Here is a 19879-nt window from a genome sequence, read left to right on the forward strand (position 1 = left end):
TGGGCTCCTTCTTACTTCTTGGACGGGGACTTGGGCCGCTGCGGGCCACCCTTGCGCTGGCCGGACTGGGCCTTGCTGCGGGTGCCGGAGCCGGGCTTCGGGGCCTGCTGGGCAGCGGTGGGCTTGGCGTCCTGCGGCTCGTCGGACTTCTCCAGCGAGGTGGACCCGCCCGTCTGCTTGGGCCCGCCGGACTGACGCTGTGACTTGGACTGGCGCTTGGGCTGCTGGCGCCGGGGCGCGGTGCCGGCCTCCGAGGTGGTCTCCACACCGTCCGCGGTCTGCGCCGTGTCCTGGGCCACGCTCTTCACCACGGTGCCGTCGGACTGGGCGGCGAGACCGGCCTTGTTCACGGCGTTGATGAACTTGCGCTCGAACTCGTTGCGGTCCCGGCCCTTGGCGACGATCGCCTTGACGATGGCCTTCTCGCTGCGCCGGCGGACCTTGCCGTGCTGCGTGACGTGCTTGGTCAGGCGCTCCAGGTAGGCGGCCTGGGCCTTGGAACCCGGGGTCGGGTTGTTGTGGATGACGTACATCTGCTGGCCCATGGTCCACACGTTGGTGGTCAGCCAGTAGACGAGGACACCGACCGGGAAGTTGATACCGAAGACGGCGAACATGACCGGGAAGACGTACATCAGCATCTTCTGCTGCTGCATGAACGGCGTCTTCACCGTCGTGTCGACGTTCTTCGTCATCAGCTGGCGCTGCGTGTAGAACTGCGAGAACGACATCAGGATGATCATGACCGCGGTCACGACCCGGACGTCGGTCAGCGTGGCGCCCAGCGCCGCGACCTTGTCCGAGCTGTCCATGAACTTCGCGGCCAGCGGGGCGCCGAAGATGTGCGCCTTACGGGCGCTGGCGAGCAGCGGCTCGTTGATGACGCCGATCGGCTTGGCCGTCGCGATGCCGTTGAGCACGTGGTACAGGGCGAAGAAGAACGGGGACTGCGCCAGGATGGGAAGGCACGAGGAGAGCGGGTTGGTACCCGACTCCTTGTACAGCTTCATCATCTCTTCGGACTGACGCTGCTTGTCGTTCTTGTAGCGCTCCTGGATTTTCTTCATCTCTGGCTGGAGCGTCTGCATGGCCCGGGTCGCCTTGATCTGCTTCACGAAGAGCGGGACTAGGCAGATGCGGATCAGGATCACCAGGGACACGATGGACAGGCCCCAGGCCCACCCGGTGTCAGCACCGAAGATCGCGCCGTACACCTTGTGGAACTGGACGATGACCCATGAAACGGGTGTCGTGATGAAGCTGAAGAGGCTGGCAATCGTGTCCACTAATCATGCTCCTTGGGCATGGGACGAGGTCTCTGCGGCCGGGCTCGAAGGAGGACCGGAAAGAGGCTTCGCTTCGGTGGCCGGTTCGGCGGCGGAGGGCCCGCCCTTGCGTGCGCGCCAAGCGTTGCGCAGCATTTCGTGCCACCGCGGTCGCTTGCGCGGCGGGACGTGGTCCACACCGCCCAGCGACCACGGATTGCACCGGAGGATGCGCCAGGCGGTGAGTGCCGTTCCCTTGATCGCACCGTGCCGGTCGATGGCCGTGTAGCCGTAGTGGGAGCACGACGGGTAGTACTTGCACACCGGCCCCAGCAATGGACTGATCGTCCACTGGTACAGCTTGATCAGAGCCAGCAGCGGGTACTTCATCGCGCGCCCCCTCCCAGCAGCCGCTGAACGGCGGCGTCCAGGTCTCGGGCCAGCTGTGCGTGGTCTGCGTCGCCCGCTCCGGGCAGCGCTCGTACGACTACCAGGCTACCGGGGGGAAACAGGGCGACTCGGTCACGCATCAGATGACGCAGTCTGCGCTTCACTTTGTTGCGCACGACCGCGCCACCCACGGCCTTGCTCACGACGAAACCCGCACGCGTCGAGGGAGCGCTCTCCCCAGGCGCGTGCGGGTCCGTGGCACCGCTACGAAGGTGGACGACGAGGGTCGGGCGTCCTGCCCGGCGACCTCGTCGGACCGCGGTCGCGAAGTCCTCGCGCCGCCTCAGCCGGTTCTCGGTGGGCAGCACGACGTCATGACCCGATCGGGATCAGGCGGACAGACGGGCGCGACCCTTGCTACGGCGGGACGCGAGAATCGCGCGGCCGGCACGGGTGCGCATACGCAGCCGGAAGCCGTGGGTCTTCGCGCGACGACGGTTGTTCGGCTGGAAGGTGCGCTTGCTCACTCGGGGGCTCCAGAAAGAAATCGGTAGTTGCGGGGTGCCGTCTTGGCTGTCACCGTGCGCCCACGAGTAGCTCGCGTCACGCCCGAGTGCACCGCTTCCCGATCACCTGACGTGACCTGTGCCCATCGGAGGCAGGCGGCAGCAGCCATCGACAACTCGACCTGGTTACGGTACGCGGGGCTGCGCCATCCGGTCAAACCGAGAGTCACGGGGAGACACTATCCACAGGCTGGGGACAACAACTTGAACCGCACCCGCCGCGCTGACTACCGTGGCTGAACTCCGATTCGTTCTTTTGTCCCCCGCCCCGGCGGGTTTGACCCACACGACCACCCGAAGTACCCCCCGACCCGTCCCGCGATCACACGTTCGTGGGACCTGTGAGAGAGCGTGCCCTGTGGCTGACGTACCCGCCGATCTTGCCGCAGTGTGGCCGCGAGTACTGGAGCAGCTCCTCGGAGAGGGCCGCGGACAGGGTGTCGAGGCGAAGGACGAGCACTGGATCCGGCGCTGCCAGCCGCTCGCGCTGGTCGCGGACACCGCTCTGCTCGCCGTACCGAACGAATTCGCGAAGGGCGTACTGGAGGGCCGTCTCGCGCCGGTCGTCAGCGAGACACTGAGCCGCGAGTGCGGCCGCCCCATCCGTATCGCCATCACCGTGGACGACTCCGCGGGCGAGCCGCCGGCGCCGGTGCCGCAGCCGCCCAAGCCGCGCTACGAAGAGCCCGAGCTGCCGTCCGGCCCGTCCTACGAGGAACGGTCCTACGAGGAACGGTCGTACGAGGGCTACGGCCGCCACCGTGCCGTCGAGCAACCGCCGGCCGAGCAGCAGCCCCGCCCCGACCAGCTGCCCGCCGGCCGCGCGGACCAGCTTCCCGTCGTACGCCCGGCGTATCCCTCCGAGTACCAGCGCCGCGAACCCGGCGCCTGGCCGCGGCCCACCCAGGACGAGTACGGCTGGCAGCAGCCGCGGCTCGGCTTCCCCGAGCGCGACCCGTACGCATCACCGTCGTCCCAGGACGCCTACGGCTCCGGACCGGAGGGCTACGGCTCGCCGTCCCCGGACTACCGCTCGCCGGGCCGGGACCGGCCGTCGTACGAGCAGCAGCGCGGCGACTACGACAATCCGCGCGCCGACTACGACTCGGGGCGTCCGGACTACGACTCCGTGCGCCCGGAGTACGACCCGTCCCGCACCGAGTACGACCAGCGCGACCCCGTCCGCCGTGAGCTGCCCGAGCAGCCGACGGGCGGCGGCCCGGCGCACCGCGGCGGCCCCGGCCGCCCGGACCTGCCCGCGACAGGCGCCCCCGGCCCGCTGGCCGCACAGCCCGCGCCGGCGAGCGGTCCCGGCGAGCCGACGGCACGGCTGAACCCGAAGTACCTCTTCGACACGTTCGTCATCGGCGCCTCCAACCGGTTCGCGCACGCGGCCGCGGTCGCCGTCGCCGAAGCACCGGCGAAGGCCTACAACCCCCTCTTCATCTATGGGGAGTCGGGGCTCGGCAAGACGCATCTGCTGCACGCGATCGGGCACTACGCGCGAAGCCTCTACCCGGGCACGCGCGTGCGCTATGTGAGCTCGGAGGAGTTCACCAACGAGTTCATCAACTCCATCCGCGACGGCAAGGGCGACAGCTTCCGCAAGCGCTACCGCGAGATGGACATCCTGCTCGTCGACGACATCCAGTTCCTCGCGGACAAGGAGTCGACGCAGGAGGAGTTCTTCCACACCTTCAACACGCTCCACAACGCCAACAAGCAGATCGTGCTCTCCTCCGACCGGCCGCCGAAGCAGCTGGTCACGCTGGAGGACCGGCTGCGGAACCGTTTCGAGTGGGGTCTGATCACCGATGTCCAGCCGCCCGAGCTGGAGACGCGTATCGCGATCCTGCGCAAGAAGGCGGTGCAGGAGCAGCTGAACGCGCCGCCGGAGGTGCTGGAGTTCATCGCCTCCCGGATCTCGCGGAACATCCGTGAGCTGGAGGGCGCGCTGATCCGGGTGACGGCGTTCGCCTCGCTCAACCGGCAGCCGGTCGACCTCGGCCTGACCGAGATCGTCCTGAAGGACCTGATCCCCGGTGGCGAGGACTCCGCCCCCGAGATCACGGCCACGGCGATCATGGCGGCCACCGCGGACTACTTCGGGCTGACGGTGGAGGACCTGTGCGGCACCTCGCGCGGTCGCGCGCTGGTCACCGCGCGGCAGATCGCCATGTACCTGTGCCGGGAGCTGACCGATCTGTCGCTGCCGAAGATCGGGGCGCAGTTCGGCGGGCGTGACCACACCACCGTCATGCACGCCGACCGCAAGATCCGGGCGCTGATGGCCGAGCGGCGGTCGATCTACAACCAGGTGACCGAGCTGACGAACCGGATCAAGAACGGCTGACGGCGGCTGCGCCTGGCCTCCGCCGACATCGAGGGCGCCTTAGGGACACATGTCCCGGGGGCGCCCTTTGGCATGCGCCCCGTGCCGCGCGCGAGGTCTCCCGGGCCCCTGAGGCACCGGGGGAGGTACGGCTGCCCGCCGCTGCATGGGCACGGCCGAGGGCTGTGGAGTGTTCCTCGTTCGCCACCGGGTGTTCGATTAAGTGCCGGGTTACGGCCATCCTCCACAGATTCGCCGGGTTTCTTCCGTCCACATGCTGGGGACTGTCGAGTTGTCCCGAACGGCGTCCACAGGGAGCCCGTTCATACGACGTTCGCCCAGCTCAGCTGCCTGTGGAATCGTGGATGAACGATCTCCACAGACTGTGGACGAAGGAAAGATCCACAGGCTGTGCACGAAGTTTTCCACCGACGCCCCACAGGCTGGAGCCGGTTGTCCCCAGTGATCACCGGCTTCTCCACATGGCTGTCCACTGTTCGGCAACGCGACGCACCGGCTCACCTCGTCGAGTGAAAGCCGTCACACGAAGGTGCCGGATTGGGGTGTGGGAAACGTGGGTAAACCTGGGGACGCAGCTGGGGAGAACTGCCCTCAGGCTGTGGGCGGGGTGTGCAGAACTTCCCGTTCTCCACAGATGCACCCGGTTGTCCACCGCCGCCACCCACAGGCCCCGTGGACAAAATCTCGGCTCTGAGCTGGGCAAACGAGGTTATCCACGGTATCCACAGGCCCTACTACTACTCCCGACTAGAGAGAGTCCGGCAATCGTTTTGAAGCGGGGCCTGTGCACAACTCGCCGTCTCGTGCCCGGCTGCCTCCCGGAGCGACTTGACCCCGACGGGCACCTACTGTCAGTGCGGTGCGTCAGACTGGTCCCCGGTGTCCTTCCCTTCGCAGCGGGCGGTGACACCGAGTCGGAGGACTCAGTAGCAACAGCAGGAGGCGGCTTACGGTGAAGATCCGGGTGGAACGCGACGTACTCGCGGAGGCAGTGGCGTGGGCGGCACGCAGCCTCCCGGCCCGTCCGCCGGCGCCTGTCCTCGCCGGCCTTCTCCTCAAGGCCGAGGACGGCCAGCTGAGCCTGTCGAGCTTCGACTACGAGGTCTCCGCGCGGGTGTCCGTGGAAGCCGAGGTCGAGGAGGAGGGCACCGTCCTCGTCTCCGGCCGGCTGCTCGCCGACATCTCCCGCGCTCTGCCCAACCGGCCGGTGGAGATTTCCACAGACGGTGTACGGGCGACGGTGGTCTGCGGGTCCTCCCGGTTCACCCTGCACACCCTGCCGGTGGAGGAGTACCCGGCGCTGCCGCAGATGCCCAACGCCACCGGCACCGTCCCCGGCGAGGTCTTCGCGGCCGCCGTGTCCCAGGTGGCCATCGCGGCCGGCCGGGACGACACGCTGCCCGTCCTCACCGGTGTGCGCATCGAGATCGAGGGCGACACGGTCACCCTGGCCTCCACCGACCGCTACCGCTTCGCCGTCCGCGAGTTCCTGTGGAAGCCGGAGAACCCGGACGCCTCCGCGGTCGCCCTGGTCCCGGCCAAGACGCTGCTGGACACCGCCAAGTCGCTCGGCGCCGGTGACAGCGTCACGCTGGCGCTGTCCGGCTCGGGCGCGGGCGAGGGCCTGATCGGTTTCGAGGGCGCCGGGCGGCGTACGACCACCCGGCTGCTCGAGGGCGACCTGCCGAAGTACCGCACGCTGTTCCCGACCGAGTTCAACTCCGTCGCCGTGATCGAGACCGCGCCCTTCGTGGAGGCCGTCAAGCGCGTGGCGCTGGTGGCCGAGCGGAACACTCCGGTGCGGCTGAGCTTCGAGCAGGGCGTGCTGATCCTGGAGGCGGGCTCCAGCGACGACGCACAGGCTGTGGAAAGGGTCGACGCCCAGCTGGACGGTGACGACATCTCCATCGCCTTCAACCCGACGTTCCTGCTGGACGGTCTGAGCGCGATCGACTCCCCGGTGGCTCAGCTGTCGTTCACGACGTCCACGAAGCCGGCGCTGCTCAGCGGGAGGCCGGCGCTGGATGCCGAGGCCGACGACGCGTACAAGTACCTGATCATGCCGGTGCGGCTCAGCGGCTGACCGTTCGTCCACAGCTGTGCACAGCGCCGGGTGCCTGGTGTGGGCGCCCGGCGGTCTGTGGAAAAGCGCAGGTCGCAGGCCCCACGCATGAGCGCGTATGCCCACAGCTGTGCGTGAAGGGGCGGGTTTAGGCTCGCCTTCGGCACCTCGTGCCTCTCACGCCACACAGCGACCTAAGGAACACAACTGATGGAGCTCGGTCTCGTCGGCCTCGGCAAGATGGGCGGCAACATGCGCGAGCGGATCCGCCGCGCGGGCCACACCGTCATCGGATACGACCGCAACGCGGACCTCGCGGATGTCCACAGCCTGGAAGAGCTTGTGGGCAAGCTCAGCGGTCCGCGCGTGGTCTGGGTGATGGTCCCGGCCAGCGAGCCCACCCAGTCGACCATCGACCAGCTGGCCGAGCTGCTGGAGCCCGGCGACGTGGTCGTGGACGGCGGCAACTCCCGCTGGACGGACGACGAGAGGCACGCCGAGGAGCTGGCGGCCAAGGGCATAGGCTTCGTCGACTGCGGCGTCTCCGGCGGCGTCTGGGGCCTGGAGAACGGGTACGCGCTGATGTACGGCGGCGACGCCGAGAACGTCGCCAAGGTGCAGCCGGTCTTCGACGCGCTGAAGCCGGAGGGCGACTTCGGCTCGGTGCACGCCGGCAAGGTCGGCGCGGGCCACTTCGCGAAGATGGTCCACAACGGCATCGAGTACGCCATGATGCAGGCCTACGCCGAGGGCTGGGAGCTGCTGGAGAAGGTGGACTCCGTGGAGAACGTCCGCGAGGTCTTCCGCTCCTGGCAGGAGGGCACCGTCATCCGCTCCTGGCTGCTCGACCTCGCGGTCAACGCGCTGGACGATGACGAGCACCTGGAGGGCCTGCGCGGTTATGCACAGGACTCCGGTGAGGGACGCTGGACTGTGGAGGCCGCGATCGACAACGCGGTGCCGCTGCCGGCGATCACCGCGTCGCTGTTCGCGCGGTTCTCCTCCCGCCAGGAGGACTCGCCGCAGATGAAGATGATCGCCGCGCTGCGCAACCAGTTCGGCGGTCACGCCGTAGCGAAGAAGTAATCCACAGATCCACCGGGGCGCCCGGCGCGTCCTGTGGATCCACAGCTCATCAGCACTCTGGGGAAGGCCGGCGAAACGACCATGCACGTCACGCATCTTTCGCTGGCCGACTTCCGCTCGTACGCCCGGGCCGAGGTTCCGCTCGACCCGGGCGTCACCGCCTTCGTCGGCCCCAACGGGCAGGGCAAGACCAACCTGGTGGAAGCCGTCGGATACCTCGCGACCCTCGGCAGCCACCGGGTCGCCTCCGACGCGCCCCTGGTCCGCATGGGCGCCGAGCGGGCCGTCATCCGGGCGCAGGTCCGGCAGGGCGAGCGGCAGCAGCTGGTCGAGCTGGAGCTGAACCCCGGCAAGGCCAATCGCGCCCGCATCAACCGGTCCTCGCAGGTCAGGCCCAGGGACGTACTGGGGATCGTACGGACCGTGATGTTCGCGCCCGAAGATCTCGCCCTCGTCAAAGGCGACCCGGGCGAACGGCGGCGGTTCCTCGACGAGCTGATCACGGCCCGGTCGCCGCGCATGGCCGGGGTGCGCTCCGACTACGAGCGGGTCCTCAAGCAGCGCAACACCCTGCTCAAGACGGCCGCCCTGGCGCGCCGGCACGGCGGGCGGAGGGGGGCACCTCCCGGGCGAGCGGATTCGAGCCTGGGGGCGGATCTGTCCACGCTCGACGTGTGGGACCAGCATCTCGCGCGCGCGGGCGCCGAACTGCTCGCGCAGAGGCTGGACCTGATCGCCGCGCTGCAGCCGCTGGCCGACAAGGCGTACGAGCAGCTGGCCCCCGGCGGTGGGCCGCTGGCGCTGGAGTACAAGCCGTCCGCGCCCGGCGACGCCCACGCGCGTGAGGATCTCTACGCCCAGCTGATGGCGGCGCTGGCGGAGGCGCGCAAGCAGGAGATCGAGCGCGGTGTCACCCTCGTGGGCCCTCATCGGGACGATTTGATTCTCAAACTCGGCCAGCTGCCCGCCAAGGGGTACGCCTCCCACGGCGAGTCCTGGTCCTACGCGCTCGCCCTGCGCCTGGCCTCCTACGACCTGCTGCGGGCCGAGGGCAACGAGCCGGTGCTGGTCCTGGACGACGTCTTCGCCGAGCTGGACGCGCGTCGGCGGGAACGGCTCGCCGAGCTGGTCGCACCCGGCGAGCAGGTGCTGGTCACCGCGGCCGTGGACGACGACGTACCCGAGGTGCTGACCGGGGTGCGGTACGCCGTGGCCGACGGGACGGTGGAACGCGTATGAGCACCGACGAACCCGCCCCCCGCAACCCGAAGAAGGACGGGGACGAACCCTCCGGTGTCGACCTCGCGCGCGTGGCGTTGCGCGCTGCGAAGGAGCAGGCACGCGCGCGTGGGGACGCGGCGCGGCAGAAGAAGCAGGCCCGCCGCGGTGGCGGGCTGCGCTCCGGCGCGCGCGCCGACGGCCGCGACCCGATGGCGTTGGGCGCCGCGATCAACCGGCTGCTGACCGAGCGCGGCTGGGAGACCCCCGCGGCGGTGGGCGGGGTGATGGGCCGCTGGCCGCAGATCGTCGGCGAGGACCTGGCCAAGCACTGTGTGCCGCAGCGGTACGACGAGGACGAGCGCGTGCTGGTCGTCAGCTGCGACTCGACGGCCTGGGCGACCCAGCTGCGCCATCTCGCGCCCGCGCTGGTCGCCCGCCTCAACGAGGATCTCGGGCACGGCACCGTACGGATGATCAAGGTGCTGAATCCGGGCGGCCCGGCCCGGCGCTACGGCCCGCTGCGGGCGCCGGGGAGCTCCGGGCCCGGCGATACGTACGGGTGACGTACATCACGTCGAAGAGTGGGGCCGTGCCGTCGGGGCGGCGCCGTATCACACGTGTGGAGAGCCGCCGCGGCACCGGCGGATCGTCATCTGACCCCCCAGTAGCCAAGGGTTGACGGCTCGAAGCGCTGAGTGCCGCTGTGAGCCCCTCGGAGCCCCCATCCGTATATCGGGACCCGATCGAGGCCGGTTCAGGGCGGCACATGGGGACTCAGGTACCGGCAAACCCCCATCGATGTCAGAGCTACCGGTAGACTGGAAGACAATCCCGCCCCATCGTGGGGACCGCCCGGGAAAAGCTGAGCAACGCTGATCAAGGCTTACCACCGCAACATGCCGCAGCCGCTCCGGCAAACCCGCCGACGAGCCCGGCTCGTGCTGTGCCAGAAAGGGCGCTTCGTGGCCGATTCCGGCAACCCCAACGAGAACATCCCGTCCACCGACGCCGGCGCGAACGGCGAGCCCGCCGGGGCCACCGTGAACGCCGAGGCCGCGGCCTCGGCTTCCTACGACGCCAGCGCCATCACCGTGCTCGAAGGGCTGGACGCGGTCCGCAAGCGGCCCGGCATGTACATCGGTTCCACGGGCGAGCGCGGTCTGCACCACCTGGTGTACGAGGTCGTCGACAACTCGGTCGACGAGGCGCTGGCCGGGTACGCGGACACGATCGACGTCACGATCCTCGCCGACGGCGGCGTCCGGGTCGTCGACAACGGCCGCGGCATCCCGGTGGGCATCGTGCCCTCCGAGGGCAAGCCGGCGGTCGAGGTCGTGCTGACCGTGCTGCACGCGGGCGGCAAGTTCGGCGGCGGCGGTTACGCCGTCTCCGGCGGTCTGCACGGTGTGGGCGTGTCCGTCGTGAACGCGCTGTCCACGAAGGTCTCCGTCGAGGTCAGGACCGACGGGTACCGGTGGACGCAGGACTACAAGATGGGCGTTCCGACCGCCCCCCTGGACAAGCACGAGGCGACCGAGGAGACCGGCACGTCGGTCACCTTCTGGGCCGACCCGGAGATCTTCGAGACCACCGAGTACTCCTTCGAGACGCTGTCGCGGCGTTTCCAGGAGATGGCGTTCCTCAACAAGGGTTTGACGATCAAACTCACCGACGAGCGCGAGTCGGCGAAGGCCACCAGCGGCGCGGACGAGGCGGGCGCGGACGAGAAGGCCGAGGTCAAGGCCGTCACGTACTACTACGAGGGCGGCATCGTCGACTTCGTGAAGTACCTCAACTCCCGCAAGGGGGAGACGGTGCACCCCACCGTCATCGACCTGGAGGCCGAGGACAAGGACAAGAGCCTGTCCCTCGAGGTCGCGATGCAGTGGAACAGCGGCTACACCGAGGGCGTGTACTCCTTCGCGAACATCATCCACACCCACGAGGGCGGTACGCACGAAGAGGGCTTCCGCGCCGCGCTGACCTCGCTGATCAACAAGTACGCGCGCGACAAGAGGCTGCTGCGCGAGAAGGACGACAACCTCACCGGTGACGACATCCGTGAGGGTCTGACCGCGATCATCTCGGTGAAGCTGAGCGAGCCGCAGTTCGAGGGCCAGACGAAGACCAAGCTGGGCAACACGGAGGCCAAGACCTTCGTGCAGAAGGCGGTCTACGAGCACCTCAACGACTGGCTGGACCGCAACCCGGTCGAGGCCGCGGACATCATCCGCAAGGGCATCCAGGCGGCCACCGCGCGCGTGGCGGCCCGCAAGGCCCGCGACCTGACCCGCCGCAAGGGCCTGCTGGAGTCGGCGTCCCTGCCGGGCAAGCTCTCCGACTGCCAGTCGAACGACCCCACCAAGTGCGAGATCTTCATCGTCGAGGGTGACTCCGCCGGCGGCTCGGCCAAGTCCGGCCGGAACCCGCAGTACCAGGCGATCCTCCCGATCCGCGGCAAGATCCTCAACGTGGAGAAGGCCAGGATCGACAAGATCCTGCAGAACCAGGAGATCCAGGCGCTGATCTCGGCCTTCGGCACGGGTGTGCACGAGGACTTCGACATCGAGAAGCTCCGCTATCACAAGATCATCCTGATGGCGGACGCCGACGTCGACGGCCAGCACATCAGCACCCTGCTGCTGACCTTCCTGTTCCGCTTCATGCGGCCGCTGGTCGAGGCCGGGCACGTGTACCTGTCCCGTCCTCCGCTGTACAAGATCAAGTGGGGCCGGGACGACGTGGAGTACGCGTACTCCGACCGCGAGCGCGACGCACTGATCGAGATGGGCCGCCAGCGCGGCAAGCGCGTCCGCGAGGACTCGATCCAGCGCTTCAAGGGTCTCGGCGAGATGAACGCCGAGGAGCTGCGCGTGACCACGATGGACCAGGAGCACCGGGTCCTCGGCCAGGTCACCCTCGACGACGCCGCCCAGGCCGACGACCTGTTCTCGGTCCTCATGGGCGAGGACGTCGAGGCCCGCCGCCAGTTCATCCAGCGCAACGCCAGGGACGTCCGCTTCCTCGACATCTGAGTCGGTCTCAGCTGACCGCACCAGGAAGGATCTTCACCAGCTATGGCCGACGAGAACACTCCGCAAACCCCTGAGACCGAGGGCGGCGAGCTCGCGATGCGCGTCGAGCCCGTCGGGCTCGAGACGGAGATGCAGCGCTCGTACCTGGACTACGCGATGTCCGTCATCGTGTCGCGTGCGCTGCCCGACGTCCGGGACGGCCTCAAGCCCGTCCACCGGCGCGTGCTGTACGCGATGTACGACGGCGGCTACCGCCCCGACCGCGGCTTCTACAAGTGCGCCCGTGTCGTCGGTGACGTCATGGGCAACTACCACCCGCACGGCGACAGTTCGATCTACGACGCGCTGGTGCGCCTCGCGCAGCCGTGGTCGATGCGGATGCCGCTGGTGGACTCCAACGGCAACTTCGGCTCCCCGGGCAACGACCCGGCGGCCGCCATGCGGTACACCGAGTGCAAGATGGCGCCGCTGTCGATGGAGATGGTCCGCGACATCGACGAGGAGACCGTCGACTTCACGGACAACTACGACGGCCGCTCCCAGGAGCCGACCGTCCTGCCGGCCCGCTTCCCGAACCTGCTGATCAACGGCTCGGCCGGGATCGCGGTCGGCATGGCGACCAATATCCCGCCGCACAACCTGCGCGAGGTCGCGGCCGGTGCCCAGTGGTACCTGGAGAACCCGGAGGTCTCCCACGAGGAGCTGCTCGACGCGCTGATGGAGCGCATCAAGGGCCCGGACTTCCCGACCGGCGCCCTGGTGGTGGGCCGCAAGGGCATCGAGGAGGCGTACCGCACCGGGCGCGGCTCCATCACGATGCGCGCGGTCGTCGAGGTCGAGGAGATCCAGGGCCGGCAGTGCCTGGTGGTGACCGAGCTGCCGTACCAGGTCAACCCGGACAACCTGGCGCAGAAGATCGCCGACCTGGTGAAGGACGGCAAGATCGGCGGCATCGCGGACGTCCGTGACGAGACCAGTTCCCGTACGGGCCAGCGGCTGGTCATCGTCCTGAAGCGGGACGCGGTTGCCAAGGTCGTGCTGAACAACCTGTACAAGCACACCGACCTGCAGACGAACTTCGGCGCCAACATGCTGGCGCTGGTCGACGGCGTGCCGCGCACGCTCTCCCTGGACGCGTTCATCCGCCACTGGGTGACGCACCAGATCGAGGTCATCGTCCGCCGTACCCGCTTCCGGCTGCGCAAGGCCGAGGAGCGGGCGCACATCCTGCGCGGTCTGCTGAAGGCCCTGGACGCGATCGACGAGGTCATCGCGCTGATCCGGCGCAGCGAGACCGTCGAGATCGCGCGCGGCGGCCTGATGGACCTGCTGGAGATCGACGAGATCCAGGCCAACGCGATCCTCGAGATGCAGCTGCGGCGCCTGGCGGCCCTGGAGCGGCAGAAGATCGTCCAGGAGCACGACGAACTCCAGGCGAAGATCAGCGAGTACAACGAGATCCTCGCCTCCCCGGTCCGTCAGCGCGGGATCGTGAGCGAGGAGCTGGCCGCGATCGTCGAGAAGTACGGCGACGACCGTCAGACCAAGCTGATCCCGTACGAGGGCGACATGTCCATCGAGGACCTGATCGCCGAGGAGGACATCGTCGTCACGGTCACCCGCGGCGGCTATGTCAAGCGGACCAAGACGGACGACTACCGGGCGCAGAAGCGCGGCGGCAAGGGCGTGCGCGGCACGAAGCTGAAGGAAGACGACATCGTCGACCACTTCTTCGTCTCCACCACCCACCACTGGCTGCTGTTCTTCACCAACAAGGGCCGGGTGTACCGGGCGAAGGCGTACGAGCTGCCCGAGGCCGGCCGGGACGCGCGCGGGCAGCACGTGGCGAACCTGCTGGCCTTCCAGCCGGACGAGGCGATCGCCGAGATCCTGGCGATCCGGGACTACGAGGCGGCGCCGTACCTGGTGCTGGCCACCAAGTCCGGTCTGGTCAAGAAGACGCCTCTGAAGGATTACGATTCGCCCCGCTCCGGCGGCGTGATCGCGATCAATCTGCGCGAGCGCGAGGACGGTTCGGACGACGAGCTGATCGGTGCCGAGCTGGTCTCGGCGGACGACGATCTCCTTCTGATCAGCAAGAAGGCCCAGTCGATCAGGTTCACGGCCACGGACGACTCCCTGCGCCCGATGGGCCGCGCCACCTCCGGTGTGAAGGGCATGAGTTTCCGTGAAGGCGATGAACTTCTGTCGATGAATGTTGTTCGACCCGGTACGTTCGTGTTCACTGCCACCGACGGCGGGTACGCGAAGCGGACCGTTGTCGACGAGTACCGCGTCCAGGGCCGCGGTGGCCTCGGTATCAAGGCCGCCAAGATCGTGGAGGACCGCGGTTCGCTCGTCGGGGCGCTGGTCGTCGAGGAGACCGACGAGATCCTCGCGATCACCCTCTCCGGCGGCGTGATTCGTACGCGAGTCAATGAAGTCAGGGAGACGGGCCGTGACACCATGGGCGTCCAACTGATCAACCTGGGCAAGCGCGATGCCGTGGTCGGTATCGCACGTAACGCCGAGGCGGGGCGCGAGGCGGAGGAGGTCGACGGCGAGGAGGCCGTCGATGCCGCCGAGGGTGCTCAGGCCGGCGGCATGGACGAGGGTGAGGCGCCCTCGGCCGAGTAGCACGAGGAGAGAGTCATCGTGAGCGGAGCCACGGGCGCCGGATCGGCCGGTACCCCCACGGGTACGGAAACGGACGGCGGCGGCCGTGGCTCCGCCGCGCACGGGGCGGGTGCGGGGAGCGTGACCGACCCGCACACGACCAACCTGAAGCCGGTGAAGGTGTCCGCCAAGGACTCCGCCGGCACGTCTGGATCCCAGGGGGGAACTGTGACGGACACCCGAGGCCCGGCCGCGGCCGGCGAGGCGCAGTCGTCGTCTCCGCTCCCCGGGGAGCGGAGCCCGGAGCAGCCCTCCGGGCCGTACCACCCGCCGCAGGCGTATCCGGCGCAGCCGCCCGCCGACGCCGTACGACGGCCCCGTACCGGCGCGCGTACGGCGCCACGCACCCGTAAGGCGCGGCTGCGGGTGGCCAAGGCCGACCCCTGGTCGGTGATGAAGGTCAGCTTCCTGCTCTCCATCGCGCTCGGCATCTGCACGATCGTCGCCTCGGCGGTGCTGTGGATGGTCATGGACGCAATGGGCGTGTTCTCGACGGTGGGCGGCACGATCTCCGAGGCGACCGGTTCGAACGAGGGGAACGGTTTCGATCTCCAGTCGTTCCTGTCGCTCCCCCACGTCCTGATGTTCACGACGATCATCGCGGTCATCGACGTGGTCCTGGCCACGGCGCTCGCGACGCTCGGCGCGTTCATCTACAACCTCTCCGCCGGTTTCGTGGGCGGCATCGAGCTGACGCTGGCAGAGGACGAATAGGCCCTCCGGAGGGCGTACGGACACCCTGCGGGTCCCCTGACCTGACGGTCCCCCGACAACCGATTTTGGGACTGACGTGGTCGTGCGCTAATCTTCAGGAGTCAGCGCGCGGGACACACACCGCACAGCGCGGCGGGGCTATAGCTCAGTTGGTTAGAGCGCATCCCTGATAAGGATGAGGCCACAGGTTCAAATCCTGTTAGCCCCACCAGCACGAAGACCCCCGGTCCGGATGGATCGGGGGTCTTTGGCGTTCGTGGCGTACATGTGTCTGTGGCGCACAAAGGGAACAGAAAAGGCCCGACCGCTGGCGACGGGGGATGCACCAGCGATCGGGCTGTGGCCAAGGGTAACAAGACCGGAGGCCTTGCGGGGCGAAGTCGGGCAGGAATAAGTCAGGTTGGCCGATCAGTGGTCACACGGAGGGTCGTAGGAGAGACGGGGCAGGTACTCGTGCCACTTCTGCGGGGTCAGTACGCCCCGGGTGACCGAGCAGATGTGGTCGATCGCCGCGTCGGACTCCAGGCTCCACAGGCGGACCGTGTCCGTGCCGCTGGAGACGCCGAGGACGCGGCTTCCGGGGCTGAAGGACAGGAACGTGCCCGACTTGGCGTTGGGGCTCATCGACTGGCCGATGGGGGTCGCCGAGTCGGGGTGGCTGACGTTCCACAGCCGTACCGTGTTGTCGTTGCCGCCGCTGGCCAGAACGTGCCCGTCCGGGCTGAATGTCAGCAGTTTCACCGCCTCGGTGTGGCCGCTGAGCGGCCCGCCCAGCGCGGCTGCCGAGGCGGGGTGGCTGATATTCCACAGCCGGACCGTGTCGTCGTCGCTGCCGCTGGCCAGAACGTGCCCGTCCGGACTGAAGGCGATCGCGTTGACCGGGCCCGAGTGCTCGGTGAGCCGGCCGAGCCCGGTCGGCCGGGCCGGGTTGGTGACGTTCCAGAGGCGGATCGTGCTGTCCGCGCTGCCGGAGGCCAGGGTGCGGCCGTCGGGGGAGAACGCGAGCGCGTTGACGTAGCCGCGGTGGCCGGTCAGTGGTCTGCCGAGCGCCACGGGGTGCGCGGGGTCGGTGACGTTCCACAGCTGAATGGTGGCGTCGTCGTAGGCGGTGGCCAGGGTGCGGCCGTCCGGGCTGAAGGCGAGCGTGTCGGGCCCCGCGAAGCGCGTCCGCAAGCGGATGGGCGGGCCGGCGGCGACCGGGTGGGACGGGTCGCGGACGTTCCACAGGTACACCGACTGGTTGTTGGTGAGGACGGCCAGGGTGCGGCCGTCGGGGGAGAACACCGGTGCACGATGGCCGCCGTCCGCTTGCATGAACGGTTCCCCCAGCGGCGCGGGCCGCGCGGGCCGCGTCACGTTCCACAACCGGAGCCTGCCGTCCCGGTCTGCCGTGGCCAGCACCCGTCCGTCCGGCCGGAACGCGCCGGTGCGGCCGATGATGTCCGAGGTCGACAGCGACCACAGGCGCACCTTGCTGTCGCCGCTGCCGGTGGCCAGGGTCCGCCCGTCGGGGCTGAACCCCAGCGCGTACATCTCCCCGCTGCTGCCCGCGAGCGGCCCCCCGACCTGTGAGGGGGACGACGGATCGGTCACGTTCCACAGGCTGGCGGTGCTGTCCGCGCTCGCGGCGGCGAGCCGGTTGCCGTCCGGACTGAAGGCCACCGACCAGATCGGGCCGGTGTGCCCGGCCAGCGGCGAGCCGAGCACGGACGGGTGCGCGGGGTCGGTGACGTTCCAGAGGCGGATCGTGTCGTCCGCGCTGCCGGAAGCGAGGGTGTGGCCGTCGGGGCTGAACGCCACCGAGTGCACGAGGTCCGTGTGGCCCTTGAGCGCGGTGGGGTACTGCTTCGGCCGGCGGGGGTCGGCCGTGTTCCACAGCAGGATCGTGTTGTCGTCGCCGCCGGCCGCGAGGGTGTGGCCGTCGGGGCTGAACGCGACGCTGCGCACCGCGGCGCTGTGCCCGCGCAGGGCGGTGAGCTCGCTCGGCCGGCGCGGGTCGGTCACGTTCCACAGCCGTACCGTGTGGTCCTCGCCGGCGCTGGCGAGGGTGCGGCCGTCCGGGCTGAAGGCGACCAGATAGATCGTGCCCCGGTGGCCGGTGAGCGGACTGCCGAGCGGTCTCGGGCGGGCGGGGTCGGTGACGTCCCACAGCCGGATCGTGCCGTCGTCGCCGGCGCTGGCGAGGGTGCGGCCGTCCGGGCTGAAGACGGCGCTGCTCACCCAGCTGGTGTGGCCGGTCAGCGGCCTGCCCAGCGGCCTGGGATGGCGTGGGTCGGCCACGTTCCACAGCCGGACGGTCCGGTCGTAGCTGGCCGTGGCCAGCGTTCTGCCGTCGGGGCTGAAGGAGGTGAGGTAGACGGCACCGGTGTGGCCGGACAGGGGGGTGGCCAGCGGCGCGCTCACGATCGAGATCAGCCTGCTGTACGTGCCCTCGTCGGCCGGGCGCAGATGGTGCGCGACCAGGTCGAGCTGGGCGGCCAGGGACGGATCCGTGTGCTGGACCCGGTCGGCCTCGGCGAGCACCTGCTCGAAGACGGCGTCGTCCCGCTGCTGCCAGGCGATCACCGCCGACCCGCCCGCGACCAGGGACAGCACCACCAGCGCCGCGACGGCGGCCCGGCTGATCCACACCGTGCGCTTGCGCAGCCGGACGGCCGCGGCCAGGAACTCCATCGCGCTGCGGGTCAGATACGTGTCCCCGGCCGACCGCGCCCAGTTGCGTGCCTGCTCCAGCCGGGAGCCCCGGTAGAGCAGCGAGCTGTCCCGGCCGGAGTCCTCCCAGGCCCGGCCGTCCTCCTCCAGGCGCTGGCGCAGCAGCTGGTCGCCCCGGTCGTCGTCGATCCAGTGCCGCAGCCGGGGCCAGGCGTGCAGCAGCGCCTCATGGGTGATCTCCACGGTGTCCGCGTCCAGCGTCACCAGCCGGGCCTGTACGAGGGCCTCCAGGGACTCCTCCGTCTTGCCGGGGTCCGCCGACTCCTCCGCCAGCTGCCGCCGGGTGCCCCGCCGCCGTGTGGCCTGGGTGTCCTCGCCCAGCCGGACCAGCCGCAGCAGGAGCAGCCGGGCGGCCGTACGGGCCGCGGGGTCCAGCCCCGACCAGGCACGCTCGGCGGTGGCCGCGACCGCCCCCTGGATCCCGCCGGCCGCGCGGTAGCCGGCCAGCGTCAGCCGTCCGGCCTTGCGGCGCTGCCAGGTGGCGAGCAGGGCGTGCGAGAGCAGCGGGAGCACGCCCGCGTCGTGTGCCCCGCGCGGTCCGTCGGCGCTGACCTCGCGGACGATCAGCTCGGCGAGCCCCGGTTCCAGCTCCAGACCCACCGCCTTGGCCGGACCGGTCACCGCCTCGCGCAGCTCGGCGCTGGTCAGCGGGCCGAGCACCATATGCCGGTGCTGGAGCGCGTCGGCCAGTTCCGGATAGCCGAGGCACTGCTCGTAGAAGTCGGCGCGGATGCCGAGGACGACGAGCACCGGTGCGGGCTCGTCCGAGTCGGGGGGCGGGGTGCAGGCGGCGTGCAGGAGCTGGAGGAACGTGCGCCGGTCCGCCTCGTCGGAGCAGAGCGTGAACGCCTCCTCGAACTGGTCCACGACGACGACCGGGCGGCATTCGGCGGTCGTCTCGCGGCGGGCCCACTCCGACACGGCCTCGCGGGCGGCCCGAGCCACCCATGGGGCGTCGGAGCCGGGAACCACCGGATTCTCCGTGGCCTCCTGTTCGGCCCGACGCGCGTCGGCGGCGACCGTGCCGAGATCGGGGATACGGCGGACCAGCTCACCGAGGGGGTCGGCACCGGGGACCAGGTACAGGACGCAGTCGGCGGTGGTTTCCTGCGGAGCCCGGGGTGGTGCGGCGCTGGTGTGAGGTGCGACGCTGGTATGCGGTATGCCGGTGCGTCCGTCGTGGAGCGCGCCGCCGCGTACGGCGGGGACCAGGCCGGCGTTCAGCAGGGAGGACTTCCCCGCTCCCGAGGCGCCCACCAGCATCACCAGGCCGCCGGTCCGCTCGGCCGCGCGGAGCTGGGCGATGAGTGCGCTCGTGCTCCGTTCCCGGCCGAAGAACCACCGGGCGTCCTCCTGCCGGTAGGGCGCGAGCCCTCGGTAGGGGCAGACGCCTCCCGTGACGGGCGGGTCCTGAGCGGGAGGCCGCCGGTCGTCTTCTGAGGGCGGCGCGGGCCGGTCGCCCACCGGGTCGGCCAGCGCCCGTTCCCACAGCCGCTGCCAGTGCACGAGGTCGTACAGTCCTGTGGACACCGGCGCGGGCCGCAGTCGGCGTGCCTCCGGTATCAGGATGTGCAGCACCGCCGCCAGGGCGGTGAACTGGGCCGGCACGTTCTTGGCCCGGCGCCAGTCGCTGATCCGCTGCGCGGACACCCGCACGGGCCGCCCGCGCTCGTCGACCCGCTGCAGTCGTACGACCGCCTCGGAGACGCTCTTGAGGGGAGGGTTTCCAGCCTCCTTGTACAGCAGCGCGAGGCGCTCGGCGAAAGCTGTGCGTGCCCCTGAGTCGGAACTCAAGGCCC

General features: G+C 69.6%; 13 protein-coding genes and 1 tRNA gene. 9 read left to right on the top strand and 5 right to left on the bottom strand.

Annotation, left to right across the window (positions count from 1 at the left end; genetic code table 11):
• Positions 1 to 11: 11 nt before the first annotated feature.
• Genes yidC through rpmH form a run of 4 tightly spaced genes read right to left on the bottom strand, consistent with a single transcriptional unit; the run spans position 12 to position 2182 of the window.
• Positions 12 to 1286 carry a membrane protein insertase YidC gene (gene yidC / locus ACFYOH_RS09245; protein ID WP_388622798.1) on the bottom strand — a complete coding sequence of 425 codons (1275 nt, stop codon included), beginning with the start codon at positions 1284 to 1286 and terminating at the stop codon, positions 12 to 14.
• Positions 1287 to 1289: 3 nt separating this feature from the next.
• Positions 1290 to 1655: a membrane protein insertion efficiency factor YidD gene (yidD, locus tag ACFYOH_RS09250; RefSeq protein WP_388622800.1), complete on the bottom strand. Its 366-nt coding sequence runs from the start codon at positions 1653 to 1655 to the stop codon at positions 1290 to 1292.
• Positions 1652 to 2023, bottom strand: a complete 372-nt coding sequence (gene rnpA / locus ACFYOH_RS09255) for a ribonuclease P protein component (protein ID WP_388622802.1) — start codon at positions 2021 to 2023, stop codon at positions 1652 to 1654. Before rnpA ends, yidD begins: the two co-directional genes overlap by 4 nt.
• A 21-nt stretch (positions 2024 to 2044) precedes the next feature.
• On the bottom strand, positions 2045 to 2182 hold the full coding sequence (rpmH, locus tag ACFYOH_RS09260) for a 50S ribosomal protein L34 (RefSeq protein ID WP_003956500.1): 138 nt from the start codon (positions 2180 to 2182) through the stop codon (positions 2045 to 2047).
• 397 nt (positions 2183 to 2579) lie between these two features.
• Here rpmH and dnaA point away from each other — a divergent pair, with 397 nt between their 5' ends.
• The 9 genes from dnaA (at position 2580) to ACFYOH_RS09305 (ending at position 15579) form a co-directional block, all read left to right on the top strand.
• On the top strand, positions 2580 to 4574 hold the full coding sequence (gene dnaA / locus ACFYOH_RS09265; protein ID WP_388622805.1) for a chromosomal replication initiator protein DnaA: 1995 nt from the start codon (positions 2580 to 2582) through the stop codon (positions 4572 to 4574).
• Between the two features lie 952 nt (positions 4575 to 5526).
• Positions 5527 to 6657, top strand: coding sequence for a DNA polymerase III subunit beta (dnaN, locus tag ACFYOH_RS09270; RefSeq protein ID WP_388622807.1), 1131 nt, complete (start codon positions 5527 to 5529; stop codon positions 6655 to 6657).
• A 189-nt stretch (positions 6658 to 6846) separates the two neighbouring features.
• Entirely contained in the window at positions 6847 to 7722 is an 876-nt protein-coding gene (gnd, locus tag ACFYOH_RS09275) for a phosphogluconate dehydrogenase (NAD(+)-dependent, decarboxylating) (RefSeq protein ID WP_388622810.1), read from the top strand.
• An 81-nt stretch (positions 7723 to 7803) separates the two neighbouring features.
• Positions 7804 to 8961 (top strand): DNA replication/repair protein RecF, encoded by a 1158-nt coding sequence (gene recF, locus ACFYOH_RS09280; protein WP_388622813.1) that lies wholly within the window; start codon positions 7804 to 7806, stop codon positions 8959 to 8961.
• Complete coding sequence (locus ACFYOH_RS09285; protein WP_388622815.1) at positions 8958 to 9506, top strand: DUF721 domain-containing protein; 549 nt, start codon at positions 8958 to 8960, stop codon at positions 9504 to 9506. Before recF ends, ACFYOH_RS09285 begins: the two co-directional genes overlap by 4 nt.
• Before the next feature lie 375 nt (positions 9507 to 9881).
• Positions 9882 to 11978, top strand: a complete 2097-nt coding sequence (gene gyrB / locus ACFYOH_RS09290) for a DNA topoisomerase (ATP-hydrolyzing) subunit B (protein ID WP_388623846.1) — start codon at positions 9882 to 9884, stop codon at positions 11976 to 11978.
• Between the two features lie 42 nt (positions 11979 to 12020).
• Positions 12021 to 14615: a DNA gyrase subunit A gene (gene gyrA / locus ACFYOH_RS09295; RefSeq protein ID WP_388622817.1), complete on the top strand. Its 2595-nt coding sequence runs from the start codon at positions 12021 to 12023 to the stop codon at positions 14613 to 14615.
• Positions 14616 to 14633: 18 nt separating this feature from the next.
• Positions 14634 to 15368 (top strand): DUF3566 domain-containing protein, encoded by a 735-nt coding sequence (locus ACFYOH_RS09300; protein ID WP_388622819.1) that lies wholly within the window; start codon positions 14634 to 14636, stop codon positions 15366 to 15368.
• Between the two features lie 134 nt (positions 15369 to 15502).
• A tRNA-Ile gene (locus tag ACFYOH_RS09305) sits at positions 15503 to 15579 on the top strand.
• A gap of 197 nt (positions 15580 to 15776) precedes the next feature.
• Here the strand turns inward: ACFYOH_RS09305 and ACFYOH_RS09310 are convergent.
• Positions 15777 to 19874, bottom strand: a complete 4098-nt coding sequence (locus ACFYOH_RS09310; protein ID WP_388622821.1) for an AAA family ATPase — start codon at positions 19872 to 19874, stop codon at positions 15777 to 15779.
• Positions 19875 to 19879 lie beyond the last annotated feature (5 nt).

The organism is Streptomyces sp. NPDC007856 (genome assembly GCF_042868225.1).
Taxonomy (GTDB): Bacteria; Actinomycetota; Actinomycetes; order Streptomycetales; family Streptomycetaceae; genus Streptomyces.